Origin of the sequence: Clostridium tyrobutyricum DSM 2637 = ATCC 25755 = JCM 11008, from assembly GCF_000359585.1 — a bacterium.
Classification (GTDB): Bacteria; Bacillota; Clostridia; order Clostridiales; family Clostridiaceae; genus Clostridium_B; species Clostridium_B tyrobutyricum.
The window spans coordinates 1-15,034 of record NZ_APMH01000014.1 but is presented as its reverse complement, the minus strand read 5'-3'; the positions used below and the strand labels follow the sequence as shown (position 1 = coordinate 15,034).

14 protein-coding genes are annotated in these 15,034 nt (G+C 32.0%); 1 reads left to right on the top strand and 13 read right to left on the bottom strand.

Going from position 1 to position 15,034, the window contains the following annotated elements:
* Positions 1-5: 5 nt before the first annotated feature.
* Genes uca through J418_RS0107760 form a run of 10 tightly spaced genes read right to left on the bottom strand, consistent with a single transcriptional unit; the run spans position 6 to position 9,971 of the window.
* Positions 6-3,599: an urea carboxylase gene (uca, locus tag J418_RS0107805; RefSeq protein ID WP_017753236.1), complete on the bottom strand. Its 3,594-nt coding sequence runs from the start codon at positions 3,597-3,599 to the stop codon at positions 6-8.
* A 27-nt stretch (positions 3,600-3,626) separates the two neighbouring features.
* Positions 3,627-4,469: an ABC transporter ATP-binding protein gene (locus J418_RS0107800; protein WP_017753235.1), complete on the bottom strand. Its 843-nt coding sequence runs from the start codon at positions 4,467-4,469 to the stop codon at positions 3,627-3,629.
* Entirely contained in the window at positions 4,469-5,263 is a 795-nt protein-coding gene (locus J418_RS0107795; protein WP_017895293.1) for an ABC transporter permease, read from the bottom strand. Before J418_RS0107795 ends, J418_RS0107800 begins: the two co-directional genes overlap by 1 nt.
* Positions 5,264-5,301: 38 nt before the next feature.
* Entirely contained in the window at positions 5,302-6,360 is a 1,059-nt protein-coding gene (locus J418_RS0107790; protein WP_017895292.1) for an ABC transporter substrate-binding protein, read from the bottom strand.
* Positions 6,361-6,395: 35 nt separating this feature from the next.
* On the bottom strand, positions 6,396-6,749 hold the full coding sequence (locus tag J418_RS0107785; protein ID WP_017753232.1) for a P-II family nitrogen regulator: 354 nt from the start codon (positions 6,747-6,749) through the stop codon (positions 6,396-6,398).
* A gap of 38 nt (positions 6,750-6,787) precedes the next feature.
* Complete coding sequence (locus J418_RS0107780) at positions 6,788-7,111, bottom strand: P-II family nitrogen regulator (protein ID WP_017753231.1); 324 nt, start codon at positions 7,109-7,111, stop codon at positions 6,788-6,790.
* A 42-nt stretch (positions 7,112-7,153) separates the two neighbouring features.
* Positions 7,154-7,804 (bottom strand): DUF1989 domain-containing protein, encoded by a 651-nt coding sequence (locus J418_RS0107775; RefSeq protein ID WP_017895291.1) that lies wholly within the window; start codon positions 7,802-7,804, stop codon positions 7,154-7,156.
* 18 nt (positions 7,805-7,822) lie between these two features.
* Entirely contained in the window at positions 7,823-8,542 is a 720-nt protein-coding gene (locus J418_RS0107770) for an urea amidolyase associated protein UAAP1 (RefSeq protein WP_017895290.1), read from the bottom strand.
* A 15-nt stretch (positions 8,543-8,557) separates the two neighbouring features.
* Positions 8,558-9,214 (bottom strand): urea amidolyase associated protein UAAP2, encoded by a 657-nt coding sequence (locus tag J418_RS0107765; RefSeq protein ID WP_017895289.1) that lies wholly within the window; start codon positions 9,212-9,214, stop codon positions 8,558-8,560.
* A 37-nt stretch (positions 9,215-9,251) separates the two neighbouring features.
* A complete protein-coding gene (locus J418_RS0107760; protein ID WP_017895288.1) occupies positions 9,252-9,971 on the bottom strand; it encodes an urea amidolyase associated protein UAAP1 in 720 nt (239 codons plus the stop codon).
* Between the two features lie 336 nt (positions 9,972-10,307).
* On the opposite strand from J418_RS0107760, the gene J418_RS0107755 reads away from it, so the two are divergent.
* Positions 10,308-11,078, top strand: a complete 771-nt coding sequence (locus tag J418_RS0107755) for a response regulator transcription factor (protein ID WP_017895287.1) — start codon at positions 10,308-10,310, stop codon at positions 11,076-11,078.
* A 168-nt stretch (positions 11,079-11,246) separates the two neighbouring features.
* Here J418_RS0107755 and J418_RS0107750 read toward each other — a convergent pair whose 3' ends face one another.
* From J418_RS0107750 to J418_RS0107740, 3 genes are all read right to left on the bottom strand, one after another.
* Positions 11,247-12,377, bottom strand: coding sequence for an ROK family transcriptional regulator (locus J418_RS0107750; protein WP_017895286.1), 1,131 nt, complete (start codon positions 12,375-12,377; stop codon positions 11,247-11,249).
* Positions 12,378-12,531: 154 nt separating this feature from the next.
* On the bottom strand, positions 12,532-13,908 hold the full coding sequence (locus J418_RS0107745) for a sugar porter family MFS transporter (protein ID WP_017895285.1): 1,377 nt from the start codon (positions 13,906-13,908) through the stop codon (positions 12,532-12,534).
* 24 nt (positions 13,909-13,932) lie between these two features.
* Positions 13,933-14,994 (bottom strand): aldose epimerase family protein, encoded by a 1,062-nt coding sequence (locus tag J418_RS0107740; protein WP_017895284.1) that lies wholly within the window; start codon positions 14,992-14,994, stop codon positions 13,933-13,935.
* Positions 14,995-15,034: the final 40 nt, after the last annotated feature.

Here is a 15,034-nt window from a genome sequence, read left to right as displayed (position 1 = left end):
CCTCCCTAATTAATAGTAACTAATATTTGTCCACTTGATACATTTTCTGTTTCTTTAACATAAATTTCTTGTACAGTTCCATCACAAGGAGCATTTTGAGGAAATTCCATCTTCATACTTTCCTCTATAATTATAGAATCGCCTTTTTTTACCTTATTCCCAACTTGTACAAGTATTTTCCATACACTTCCCGGCATATTTGAATAAACTGGTATAGTTCCTTCTGGTATTTCCAGCTCTCCTACCCCACCTTCGTTATGTTGTGAAACGAACTTATCCAGTCCTTTATCTTTCCACATCTGTTTTTCTATATTAAAAAATTCCACTTGATGTTTTTTAAACTTCTCTTCTTCTTCTTTAATAGATTCTAAATATCTTAAATATTGTCCATAATCAAAAACCGTATTTTCGATCTCTACTTCATATCTGCCTCTTAAAAAATCTTCCCTAATTTGCAAAAGTTCTTCTGCAGATACTGGATAAAATTGAATTTGATCAAAGAAATTTAAAAGCCATGGCTTCCCTTTTTTAAAACTTTTTGTTGATCTTATAGGATTCCAGGTCTGTATCGTTCTCCCAACCAATTGATACCCACCAGGGCCTTCCATACCATAAACTCCCATATAAGCTCCACCAATTCCAACAGCATTCTCAGGTGTCCAAGTTCTTGCTGGATTATACTTTGTTGTAACCAATCTCTGTCTCGGATCTAATGGAAGGCACACGGGCGCACCCAAATAAACATCTCCAAGCCCCATAACCAAGTAAGTTGCACTATACAATATTTCCTTGACCTTTTCTATTGAATCTAAGCCATTTATTCTTCGAATAAATTCAATATTGCTTGGACACCAAGGTGCATTCGGTCTTACGTTTTGATAATATCTTTCTATTGCTAACTGTGCACCTGGGTCATTCCAAGATAATGGCATTTTAATTTTACGTGATTTAATCTTAAAACTACTTAAATCACCAATTTGTTTATCCAATTTTACAATTTCATCTGCTAAATTACAAATAGACATTTTAGTGGAATCAATATGAATTTGTAATGAACGAATACCCGGGGTTGCATCAATTAGCGGAATATATTTATTTTGTTTTATTAATTCCATTAAAGCATGTACTCTAATACGTAGTTTCATTTCAATTTTCATTTCACCATATTCAACTAATACATATTCATCTCCTGCCGATCGAATACATAATGAAATTTCTTTATCTTTGTCAATCTGTTTCAAAATTGGATACCTGCAATCTAATACTTCTGTTTTATTAAGTTCTGGAAGTTCTAGTTCCTTTTTCATTGTAATATTTTCCAAATACTGTTCTTGTTCTCTTCTAATTTTTTCTGCTGTTTCAATGGAAATTAAATAAAATTTAACTTTATTGCCGGGTACAAGCTGTCCTGTTTTCCACAACTCTCCTGATGGGATCGTAACAGGGCATACAAATCCTCCTAAGCTTGGTCCGTCCGGTCCTAAAATAATAGGCATATCACCGGTTAAATCAATAGTACCAACTGCATATGCTGTGTCATGAACATTTGATGGATGCAGCCCTGCCTCACCTCCATCTTCTCTTGACCATAAAGGTGCGGGCCCGATAAGCCTTACTCCTGTTCTATCACTATTAAAGTGTACTTCCCATTCAGTATTTGTAAGTTGTTCCAAATACTCTTTTTTTAAAAATTCCGTTGTACAATGCGGTCCAGGAACAACACCGATATTCCAGGTTTCAGTATATTTATATAATTTTTCTTTTTTTATTGAGCATGTGCCAGTTTCACCTTCTAAATTAACGTGTATCAAATCTCCCGTTTTTAGGGTTCTACCACCATGACCACCAAAACCTCCTAATGCAAATGTTGATGAGCTGCCTAATATTGTTGGAACATCCAAACCGCCTTTTATCAATATATAAGTTCTCATACCCTTTACTACTTTGCCAAGTTCTAATATTTCACCAGCTTTTACCGAAATAGCTTTATACATAGGGATGATATTATTGTCCAATTTGGCTTTCATATCTGCACCAGTAAGACAGATTGTCATATCATCACGAAATTTATAGCTTCCTCCTCTCAAAGTACACTCAATTCCCGGAGCATTTAAATCATTACCAAGTATTCTATTGCCAATCCTGAATGAAAAATTATCCATAGCTCCACTTGGTGGAACACCCACATCCCAATATCCAAGCCGTCCAGGATAATCTTGAATTGTAGTCTGAACTCCTCCATCCAGTACTTCAATTTTTCTTTCCTTATAAGTAAATCCATCTAACATATGAGTACTTAAATCACCATTTTTATAGTCTTGTGTATTAATAAAAGAATTTAGATAATCAATATTAGTAGTTACACCATATATGTTGGTTTCCTGTAGGGCTAAATTCATTTTTTCTATTGCATTTTCCCTGGTATCAGATCTTACAATAATTTTAGCAAGCATTGGATCATAGTTAGAAGTAACAACTGTATTATCTTGAATCCAGGTTTCTATACGGGCAGATTTTGAAAATTTAACCTTATCAAGTTTTCCTGCACTAGGTGCAAAATTTCTCATTGGATCTTCTGCATAAATTCTTGCCTGAATACTAAAACCTTCTGGCTCATCAACTAAAGCATATAAATCTTTTAACTCGCCAGCTGCTTCCTTTATCATCCATTCTACCAAATCAATATTTAATGTTTCTTCTGTAACTCCATGCTCCACCTGCAGCCGCGTATTTACCTCTAAAAAATAAAATTTTTCTTCAGAAGAATCATATAAAAATTCAACTGTTCCTGCACTTCTGTATCCAACCTGAAGTGCAATGTTTCTAGCTGCCTCATGCATTGATTTTTTAGTGACTTCTGAAATACCGAAGGCAGGGCTTTCCTCTAATACTTTTTGATTACGTCTTTGTACAGAACAATCCCTTTCGGATAAAGCAATTACTTCTCCATATTCATTTCCAAATATCTGCACTTCTACATGCCTTGCTTTTTCTAAATATTTTTCAAGAAATAGTCCTGCATTATTAAAATTAGCCCCAGCCAAATAACTACATGAAACATATGCTGACTTCAACTCTTCCTCATTAAAACATGTTCTCATACCAATTCCGCCGCCGCCAGCCGTACTTTTTAAAATAACCGGATATCCTAAGTTACCTGCTGTTTTTACTGCTTCCTCCACATTATCTAAAAGTCCTGTGCCTTCCAACATTGGAACCTTTGCTTTCTTTGCAATTTTACGGGCTGAATGTTTAAGTCCAAACAATTCCATTTGATCTGGCAGCGGTCCAATAAACTTGATATTGTTCTTTTCACATTTTCTTGCAAAGTCGCTATTTTCACTTAAAAAACCATACCCAGGATGAATAGCTCGGGCTCCGGAAGATTTCGCAATTTCAATAATTTTATCTGAATCCAAATATGTTTCTAATACTGTTCCATCTCCCAGATAATAAGCTTCATCAGCATAATCCACATGTAAACTGTCCTGGTCTGCTTTTGTATATACTGCCACAGACTTTATATTCATTTTTTTCAATGTTCTTTCAATTCTTACTGCAATTGCTCCACGATTAGCAATAAGTATTTTATTAAACATAAATCATCACTCCGATCCAAATTAGTATTATACTGTTTCTTCACTTTCACCACTGTGCAAAATTTTGGTAACCTTTCTTCTCAGTTCAATAAACTCCCTAGTATCTTTCAAATCTAGATCTCTATCATACGGAAGATATACAGGGACTTCCGATATAATCCTTCCTGGATTAGTACCCATAACATAAACTCTTGTTGATAGAAATACCGCTTCTTCTATATCGTGAGTAATAAATATAATTGTTGTCTTTTCTTTTTGCCATATTTGCCTCATCAAAAGCTGCATTTTAGATTTTGTTTGGGGATCCAATGCACCAAAAGGCTCATCCATCAATAGAATTTCAGGACTATTTGCCAAAGCTCTTGCAATGGCAACTCTTTGTTTCATACCACCAGATAATTCCTTAGGTAAACATTTTCTAAATTGTGTTAATCCAATTAATCCTAGATACTTATTTACAATTTCATCAATTTTAACATTTGGCATCTTTTTAAGTTTTAACCCAAATTTGATATTTTTCTCAACAGTCATCCATGGAAATAGAGAATATGATTGAAAAACAACCCCCCTGTCTGCTCCCGGACCAGATAATTGTTTTCCATCAAGAAAAATTGATCCTTCGGATACATCATCCAGCCCTGCTATCATTTTTAATAATGTTGATTTTCCGCATCCAGATGGTCCTACAATGCATACAAACTCATTATCCAGTATTTCAAAGTTGGTTTTTTGGATAGCCAAAGTACTCTTCTTTTTTCCCTTGTAAATTTTAGTAACATTTTTACCTAAAAGCTTGCTATTAGCCAATGTTGCTTCAAGCTTACCGCCATCTTCCACCTGATTTTTTACTTTAACACCTTTTTTAAACATTATTGATTACCCCCTTCTGACCATGCAAATACTCGCTTGCTGACAATGGCAAAGGTCCTATCAATAACAAGTCCTAATAATCCTATAATTAAAATATATGCAAACATTACATCTGTCTTCAAATATCTTTGAGCTTTTAATATACTGTATCCAAGTCCGGAACTGGCAGCAACCAATTCAGCAACTACTAAATATGTCCATGCCCATCCCATCATCATTCTTAAAGTATCCATTAATTTAGGAAGTACAGCTGGAATAATTACTTTCCATAGCACCTTACCTCTGGAAGCACCTAACGTATATGCTGCATTTATAAAATCTTCTGGTACTGCTTTAACATCATCTGCTACCATTGGAATTAACTGAAATAATGTTCCTAAAAATATAACTGCAATTTTAGCTTGTTCTCCTATTCCAAACCATATCATAATAAGTGGTACAAATGCTGGTACTGGTAGATAACGAATAAACTCAGTTAACGGACGTATAAATGCTTCAATTTCAGAAAAACACCCTACCAATATTCCAATTATTATACCTACAATTACTGCATATAAAAAGCCCATAAATATTCTATAGCAACTTATATATAAATCGCTCCATATAATTCCCGATGCAAAGCTTCTAACTATTGTTTGAACAACTTTTGTAGGTGCCGGCAAAAAGACAGGGTTTACAATACCGGAAACACTTGCAAAATTCCATACTACAATAAAAAGTACAAAAGATATAGTTGCCACTATCATATACAATCTTTTATCAATATTCTTTCGTATTCTAAGAAATTTCTTCATAGTATATCCCCTTCCACCTGTAATAAACTTAATATAAATTATTTTGTAGTATCTGGAACAGAAGTAGATTTTCCATCTTTTATCACTTCTTTTAAATAAGCACTGTTATACATTTTTGTAGTATCATCAGGCATTTCATCAATCATTTTTACATTTTGCAAAAACTGCGCAATTTTTTCTGTTGTATAAGGTAAATATGAATAGTTATCCTGTTTTTTATCCATTGCATCTATAGCAGATTCAGCAGTAAACAACTTAGAACCACTCATAGCAATCTTCATTTCACTTGCAGAAATTACAGCTCCTTTTGCCATATCCTGAATAGCTTTATCTTTGTTTTTCGCATAAAATTCCATTGAATCATAATATGCATTTACAACTTTTTTAATATCATCTTTTCCATTTTCAGTCATGTCCTTGTTGGCAACCAATACATCTGGAATTAATCCTGGAGTATCTTTAGAACTTATCAATAGTTTACTGTCCTTTTTAGCTAGTGCTTTACTAAGTGATGGTTCCCACAAACATGCTGCATCTACTTTTCCGGATAGGAATGCTGGTGCTGCATCTGATACGGATAAATTCACAAAATTAATATCTTTTTCTGTCATACCTTCCTTTTTTAATGCATTTAATAAGAAGAAATGTTCTATTGTTCCATATTCAGTAGCAACAGATTTTCCTTTCAAATCTTTAATACTATTTATTCCATTTCTAGCTACTAGTCCATCTGCACCATTAGAATTATCTAATAATAATACTGTTTCTAAACCAATTCCATTTACATAAGGAGCTATAATATCAGGCACAGCTGCAGACAACATATCAATTTTCCCTGTATTAAACGCCTGTACACTATCGCTATACACTGGAAAATAAACCAACTTTACATTTATTCCCCTTTTCTTAAAAAGTCCTTCAGCCTGGGTAATATACCATGTATAAAAGGCTGGATATGCCGAAATTCCCAACTTATAAACCTTGTTTTCGCTTGATTTATTACTTTTGCTTGCCTTACTTTGACAGCCAGAAAATATTGTCATGAACATTACTAACATAATTGATATTGATGCAATCCTCTTAATTAATTTTTTCATACTTGCTCCTCCTTATTTTTACTCAAATTTCTATATTACATCAAAGAATTTATCCCGCTTTCACCAGTTCTAATTCTTGTACCGTCTTCCACATTAATCACAAATATTTTACCATCACCAGAATTTCCTGTTTGATTCACTCTTTTAACTATATTAATTAACTTTTCAACATCTTCATCTCTACAAAATATTTCTATCAATTTTTTTGCAACAAAAGAATGTTTGCTATATTGCGGTAGTTCCGATCCATTTTTTGCAACATAATCTACACTACTTTTGCCTCTTCCAAGAACATCTTTGCTACTTAAGGAGAAAAAATTATTTTCTATCAACGCATCTTTTGTTTCATAATATCTATTTGGACGTAAAATAATATATACTTGTTTCATAAGAACCTCCAATTATTTATTTAAACACTGTTTATTTTTTATTCTTCCTTACCAGAACTAATTGTTACAGTCTTTTCGACAGGAAGTACAAAAATTTTACCATCACCAAAAGCTCCTTGTTTATCTGTTCTTGCACTTTGAATAATAATTTTTTTAATTTTTTCTACGCAATCATCTTCTACTACCATCATGATCATTTCTTTTGGAATTTCATCATAGTATACATCTCCTACTTTTAATCCCTGCTGCTTTCCTCTTCCCAATATGCTTATTCTAGTTGCTGAAGTATACCCTTCATCACAAAGAGCATTTAAAATTTTACTTGCTTTTTCAGGCCTTACTATTGCCTTTATCATTTTCATAATTTTAACTCCCTTCAATTTTTATATTGTATAATCTAAAATTTATTTATCCCAAATATAAATTGCATTAGGTGTTGGAGCATATCCGCTGCATGGATTATTAATTTGCGGACAATTACTTATTAAAATCATAGTGTCATTTAAAGCTTTAAATTCTACATAAGAACCAGGTTTGGAAATCCCATCTAAAAATTCAAAACTTCCATCTTCCAGTTTTAGTATCTGAGCAAATAGATTTACATTTGGAACTAAATCTACTTTACAATACTTGTCTGCATGTTCTGAAATTTTCATTAAAAACGTATCCCTACAAGTTTTCATATTAAGGGTATGATGTCCATATCTAACTGTATTACTCTCAGTTGCACATGCACCTCCCATTGTTTCATGACAGGTACAAGTATCTGCAACAATTTCAAGCAATTCTTTCCCAGTTTCTGTTACCAATACCGTTCCTGTATTAATATACAACTTTTTTTGGCGAACAATTGTTTGGGTTGCACTATAATGATCCTCTGGATTATGTAAATCATAACAGAGAAAATCCAAACCTTGATTACCTTTTAGATCCACAATTCTTAGAGTTTGACCTTCGTCAAGTGGATGCATCCATCCTTCTCCTGCAGGTATAATCTTTTCATATATTGCATTTTCTATCTTTTTATCACTAAATTTTTTTTCAAACTCAATCATATTTTTCTCCCTTCTTTATTAAATTCCCAACAAGGTATTATACTCCCAGGTATTTTCAAAAGCTCTCCTAGTATATTTTGAATAATTTACACAATAATCTAATCCATCTATTGGAGGAGCATTTAGTATTTCAATTTTAATTGGTACTGATGGATATTCCTTTTTTTCATCCAATGGATTTGGAGTATTTGAAAGGACTATATATACATCCATTTCCGTACGAATAGTCACAGAAGCTTCTTTGGGGCAATAATCTTTAATAAAAATTAAATTTCCTCTTTCATCAGCATCAATTTTAGAAAATAAATTAATTGAAGGCATTAAATCTCTTTTGCTCATACCATTTTTGGTTAATTCATTAATAAAATTTTCTTGTCCAGATTTCAAATAATCATTTCCGTCTTTCTGATAACTGGTAAAGCCATATTTTTTATCTGTCATAATCCTAGTAGTATAACCTGTTGCAGTATCATGTCCATCCAAATCATCCTCTACTATACTTGCCAATGCTCTTCCACAGTCACTTATAATTACATGTCCTTTTTTTAAAAAAAATGAATGTTGAGCCTTCATTGTATCCGGTGCATTGTAGTGCTCAGATAAATTTCTAAAATTATACATCAACATGGACAAATTAGCACCTTCTCCTAATGAAGTAAACTTAATTAGTCTTCCTTTACAAATATTACCTGACCAACGATCTCCTGGAGCCAAGGTTTTATTCCATATTATATTCATTTAAATTCCCTCCATCTAATTTTTCTTGTCCCATATAACTAATCTAACTGGTGTTGGATTATATGCATTACAAGGATTGTTTAATTGGGGACAATTACTAATTAATACCATAACGTCCTTCAAAGCCTGCATTTCTACATAATAACCTGGAGCAGATACTCCATCATCAAATTTCAAACCACCTTTTTTAGTAACTGGAACATTCATAAAGAAATTAATATTTGGAGCCAAATCTCTCTTCATATAAAACTCATCTTTTTTTGCAAACTGCAGCATAAAACTATCACGACAATTATGCATATAATCTTTTTCTCTAGCATATCTAACAGTATTGCTTTGAGAAGAGCATGCTCCACCTAATGTATCATGCCTTCCACAAGTATCTGCAGTAATTTCAAGAATTGGTTTACCGGATTCTGTTCTTAAAATACTGCCTGTTGTCAAATATATATTTTCCTGCATAGTTATTGTTGTTATTGCCCCATAATGATCCTGAGGATTGGATAAATCATAAAAAGTTGTATCTACTGCTTGATTACCACCAAGATCAATAATTCGGAATGTCTGTCCTTTTTTTAATTCATACATCCATCCATCTCCAGCTAGTAAAGTTTCATCATATATTGCATCTTCTATTTTTAAATCACTTTCTTTTCTAATAAAGCCATTCATATTTATTTATCTCCTTTCGCTATTAAAATAAAGTTAATTAATATCCCATTAAGTTGTAATAATCCCATGTATTTTCAAATGCACGATAATTCTCTGGTCTATGATTTACACATTCATCATTTAAATCTACTGGTGGTGCATCATACACCTCTACTGATACTGGAACAGATGGATATTCAGTACGTTTATCCAACGGGTTTGGTGTATTTGACAAGATTAATATAACATCCATTTCAGTACGAAGGGTTACTGTTGCCCCTTCTGTACAATGTTGTTCATCATAATGCAAACTTCCATCATCTTCACAATAAATTTTAGAAAAAAGATTTACACATGGTACCAAATCTCGCACACTCATATTATTCCTAACCAATTCTACTGCAAAATTTTCTTCTCCACTTCTTAACCAATCATTTCGTGTATCCTGATATTGAGTTTTTCCATATTTTTTATCTATCATCTTTCTTGTGCTATAACCGGATATACTGTCATGCCAACCAAGACTATCCTCTACTATGCTAGCCAAAACTCTGCCATTATCACTCATCAAAACATTGCCTTTGGTAAGATGTGATGTGAACTGTGCTTTTAATGTATCCGGCATATTATATCTTTCTGAAATGTCTCTCATGTTATACATTAGCACCGATACATTGGCTCCTCCTTTCAATGCCTTAAAATGTATATACTTTCCTCGTCCAATATTACCAGACCACTTCTCTCCAGGTTTTAAAACTTTAGACCATATTTTCTGCATATTATTTTCCACCTTCCCATATTTTTGATCCATAGCAAAATAAAATTATTTTTGTAGAAAAGACTTTATAGTTAATTAATAATTTATTTTATTTTATTGCGCTTTTTTATTATTTTAATAATAATTTTAATGAAATTTTATCATAAATAAAATTTAGTGACAATTATACTAAGTATTGATTTTTTAATAAAAAAATAGAACTTTTAATACTAAAGTTCTACTTTTTACCCGAATTTTTTACATATATTTTTGACTTTTATACTTATATATGTTAACATCATATAAAAATATTAATATTCAATTCTATTTCATTTCACTTTAATGGGGGGAAAAATAATGGCCAACGTCAGTGAACATGATTGGCATGTAATTAATAATATACTTTTAGAAATTTATTCATTAGATGATATAAAAGATATTGCAAATGAATTTTTAAGTTTAATTCGTGCTATCATTCCCTACTCCAAGGCATATTTTATTTTATTTAATGAGAATCAATCAATTAATCAACAAAATTCTTCTTTTTACAACGTAACTGAAGAAAATATAAATGGATATATTAATTACTTTTACAATATAGATTATGTAAGTTACATATTTAATTTTACAAATCCTATTACTTTTAAAGATACTGATATTATCGAAGATGATTTAAGAGAAAAAACAGAATTTTATCAAGGATTTCTACTTCCACAAAATATTCCCTATGGTGGTGGTATTTTATTTGTAAAGGAAAATAAAATATTAGGATTACTCAATCTTTTTCGTTCAAAAGAATTAGGTGATATAACACAAAGAGAACTAAGTATTTTAGAAATAATAAAGGATCATTTAAATAATATTTTATTTTCTACAAGTCTAAACAGTAAAGCTACCGATGGGAGAAAAAGTCTTAAATCAGATGATTTTAAAAGATATAATTTATCCAATCGTGAAAATGAAATATTAAAATTGCTTATTAAAGGTTCCAGTAACAATGAGATTAGTAAAATATTGTGCATTAGTGTCTCCACTGTAAAGAAACATGTGTACAATATATTTACTAAAATTGGCGTAAATAGCAGGATGCAATTAATTAAATTTATACAAAGGGATGATACAATTTAATTAAATTGGTATTAGATAAATAGTAATAGATAAACTATATAGTATATAATCATAAAAATAACGACCATTTTAAATGGTCGTTATCAATCACTTGCCTCTTTTACAGTAGAATTATACCTACAGATTCCAATTCACAATATCCTTTAAGACATAAAATATCTCTACTTATTAAAAAAGCATCTCTTTAACAGGCAATAATGCTGCACCCAATATAGCCGCATTCTCTTTTAAGCTGGAAAATGTAATAGTGCAGTCTTTTCTTTCATAAAAACTGTTGTTCTCAAATATTTTATTCATTAATTTTTTTTCTATTAAATCTCTATACGAAAATATTTCTCCCCCTATAACTATATTTTGTGGATCCAAAATCAAAATTATATTTTTAATGCCTTCTGCCAGAAAATCAATATAAGTATTCAGTATATTTTGTGCCTTTTTATCAACTTTACTCATTTCCAAGAAATCATCCAAATTTTTATTTTCATCATCAAAAGCTTTTTTATATTGATTTAGCAAGGCTTTTTTGGAAGCATACAACTCCCAACAGCCTTTCTTGCCGCAATTGCACTTTCTTCCATTTTTTACTATAGTCATATGTCCAAATTCACCGGCACGCTTGTTAAATCCCTTATAAATATCACCATCTACAATTATTCCTGTACCAATACCTTCTGTAATCGATATAAATACCAGACTGCTTTTTGTATCATTGAAATTAAGAAAAGCTTCTGCATAAGCTGAAGCATTTGCCTCGTTTTCTATGTAAAGTGGAAATTCAAAATAATCCTTAAATTCATTAAAGCATATGTTTTTCATTCCAAAATTCGGTACATTTTTTAAAATCATCTTATACTCATCTACAGTACCAGGAAGCGAAAATCCTATTCCAAGTATTTTATTAGGCGAGATGCTAAAATTATTTATAATATCTCTTATGTATTTTGATACTTTTACTATAATATCTCTAAAATCATATAATTGATCAATCATGTTAAAATTTATTTCATCTATTATTTTAAAATTTAAATCAGTTAATATAATTCTAATCTTTTCCCTAGTCACCCATACTCCAAAAGAATATCTTGAAGTCGGAATAAACTTTACAATTGTAGGCTTCCTTCCTCCTGTTGATTCGGCTACGCCTGCCTCTTCTAGAAATCCCTGTTTTATTAACTCGCTGCTGTTGCTTATAACTGTAGGAATACTTATATTAAGCATTTGAGCTATTTCCTGCTTTGTAAGCTGATTATTTCTGTAAAGCAACCTCAATATCTTTTTCTGATTTAATAATCTTATCATTTTAGTATCACCATCTATCCATTTCAGAATTAATCATTATAATAATCTAGTATAACATTAGTTGATAGACTTTTTAAACAAATCTACAAATAAAATTTAATGTTAAAAAGTGTTGATGAATAAAATCATCAACACTTAAAATTGTAGTCTAAACTTATTTTCCAGTTATAAATTCCTGTTCCGTGTCACTTACACGTTTCCTAAGGGTATTTTCAATTTCTTCAAGTGAACGATTACGTGTTTCAAATACTTTGTAATGGACAAACCAAATTGCCACAAAACAAATTACACCATAGCCAATGAACAAACTGCCAGTACCAAAGAAATTCAGTAATGGAGGAAATGTTAATGATACCACCATGTTAGCACCCCAGTTTATAACGCTGCTAAATGAATTTCCTAATCCACGGATATTCAATGGGAAAACTTCGCCGATCATTACCCACATTACAGGTCCCCAGGTAGCTGAGAAAAAGGCTATATAAACAGTTAATGCAATAACACATACAATTGAAGCAGTAAACGAACCACTGGAGAACTTCATTGAAAAACTCATAACCAGCAAGGAAATACCCATTCCAATACCGCCATAGATCAACATCTTTTTACGATCAACTTTATCCATGATAACGACAGCCACAGCAGTAACTATAACATTAAAAATTCCAATTCCTATGTGTGCAAGTAAGGCTGCCTGAACACCAAATCCAACATCGGTAAATATAGTTGGTGCATAATAAAGAACTGTATTACAGCCCATAACCTGTTGGAAAATTGCCAGACCAATTCCAATAATCAATGCTGGACGAACAAGTTTACCGAATAACTCTTTAATTCCACCACTTTTGATTTTAGCCTGTCTCTTAATCTGATCAAGTTCAGTGTTGACAATATCTGCATCATTTTTATTCATTTGATATAGTATATCTCGAGCTTCATCAGTTCGTCCATCTTTAACCAGAAATCTAGGACTCTCTGGTAATATAATACTTCCCAAGAAAAGAACTGCAGCTGGAATAGAAGCAAAACCAAGCATCCAGCGCCACCCAGTGTATAAACCTGAAAAGCTGTAATTAGTAATATAAGCTATCAGAATTCCAGTCATAACCATCAACTGGAACAAACTAGACATAGATCCACGCTTTTCAGCAGGTGATAATTCAGCCAGATAAGTTGGAATTAAGGCAGAAGATGCACCAACAGCCATACCAAGAACAATACGAGATATAATCAATGTCCAAAATTCTGGAGAAAACGCTGAGCCAAGTGCACCAATAAAGAAAATAATCGATGATAGCATAACCAACTTTTTACGTCCATACTTATCAGACATTGGTCCAATAATAGCAGCCCCAAGAACAGCTCCTAATAGTACGGCACTAACAACCCATCCCTGCTGCCATGAATCAAGGTGCATCTGTTTTTGAATAAAGAGGATAGCTCCTGAAATAACTCCAGTATCATAACCAAACAAAAGACCGCCAAGTGCACCAAAAATATATATTAAGGGATTACTAATCTTTACCTTCATTAAAACCATCTCCTGTTTTTTATTTTATCTTATGGAAAATTTGTATATTGTAGTTTGTTTATAACGTTTTCCTGATTTTAATATAGGGGAAGGAAAATTTTCATGATTTAATCCATCAGGAAAGTATTGAGTTTCAAGACAGAGTCCACTGTTCTTTCCATAAGAAGCATTGTTCTTGCAATTATGAAATTCATTTATATAATTTCCTGTATAAAATTGCATTCCAGGTTCTGTAGTATATAATTCCATAAATCTTCCACTATAAGAGTCAAAAACTTCAGCTGCCTTTTCAATTTTGTTTTTACTCTTATTCAGTATCCAGTTATGATCGTATCCATTTCCAAAAATTATCTGATCATAGCTGCTATCCATATTTTTATCTATACTCGTCAAGGCTGTAAAGTCCATTGGGGTTCCCTTTACGCTTCTTATTTCTCCTGTTGGTATACTGTTTTTATCATTTGCCGTAAACTTGTCTGAATTTATCATGACTTTATGTTTCAATATGCTGTCAGATGCATATCCTGATAAATTGAAGTAAGTATGATTAGTCATATTAACCAATGTATCCTTATCGGAAATTGCAGAATAATCAATCTTAAGTGTATTATTATCAAAAATAGTGTATACAACTTTGACATTGAGATTACCTGGGTACCCTTCCTCACCATCTCTACTTAAATAAGAGAACTCAATACATTGATTTTTCTCATTATCCATATATGTTTTTGGTAACCACAACATTTTGTCAAACCCTTTAACTCCACCATGAAGTTGATTTTCTCCCTCATTTTTATTTAAAATGTATACCTTGTTATTTATTTTTATTCTGGAATTTCTAATTCTATTGGCATTACGTCCTATAGTTGCACCAAAAAAGAATTTACCTTCTAAATATCCCTGTAAATTATCATATCCAAGTACTATATCCTCAAATTCACCATATTTGTCCGGTACTATGAGAGCTACAAGAGCAGCACCAAAACTCGATACTTTTACAGTCATTCCATTATGATTTTTCAAAGTAAAAATATATACTTTCCTACCTTCAGGCAATATTCCAAACAACTCTTTTGCAATCCCCATGATACATAATCCCCCTTGTATAATGTGGTTATAACATTCA